At 58.9% G+C, this 528-nt stretch carries 1 protein-coding gene and 1 pseudogene; one reads left to right on the plus strand and one right to left on the minus strand.

Going from position 1 to position 528, the window contains the following annotated elements; translation table 11 throughout:
* Positions 1–113 (minus strand): NUDIX domain-containing protein (locus B3187_RS12315; protein WP_286806825.1); only part of this gene is annotated, 113 nt, incomplete at its 3' end.
* 149 nt (positions 114–262) lie between these two features.
* On the opposite strand from B3187_RS12315, the pseudogene B3187_RS12320 reads away from it, so the two are divergent.
* Positions 263–528 (plus strand): annotated as a pseudogene (locus B3187_RS12320) (haloacid dehalogenase-like hydrolase); the annotation flags it as partial.

Raw genomic sequence — 528 nt, forward strand, 5'->3', positions numbered from 1 at the left:
TGCGGGAACTGCCAGGCATCCTGCCCCCCAACGCGCCGCGCCCAGAGCAACTGGCCCTGGTCATTGGTCAATACAATACCCACATTGGGGCGAAAACCTTCGGCGTCTATCACGGGACTCAGCCAATCCTTATTTCAGTCGTTATAAAAGTACTCCGGCCTATTGTTCCATAAAGTCATTGCGCTCAGCAATTGGCGCAGTTGAGCCCGGCCTGAGGAGCCGCTATGCTTAGCGGCTTTGGCCAAGCAACCGCAGGTACCCCGTGAGTCTCGCAATCTTTGACCTGGACAACACCCTGATCGCCGGTGACAGCGACCACCGCTGGGGCGAATTCCTGATCCACAAGGCGCTGGTCGATCCCGGGGAGTACAAATCCCGCAACGACGACTTCTACCGCGCCTATCAGGACGGCAGCCTGGACATTCACGAGTACCTGGGGTTCTCCCTTGCGCCCTTTGCCTCCCTGAGCGACCAGCAGGTGGCCGAGCTGCAGCGCGAATTTCTGTCCGAGTGGATCGAGCCCTTGAT

The sequence above is a fragment of the Marinimicrobium sp. UBA4209 genome (assembly GCF_002381585.1).
Classification (GTDB): Bacteria; Pseudomonadota; Gammaproteobacteria; order Pseudomonadales; family Cellvibrionaceae; genus Marinimicrobium; species Marinimicrobium koreense.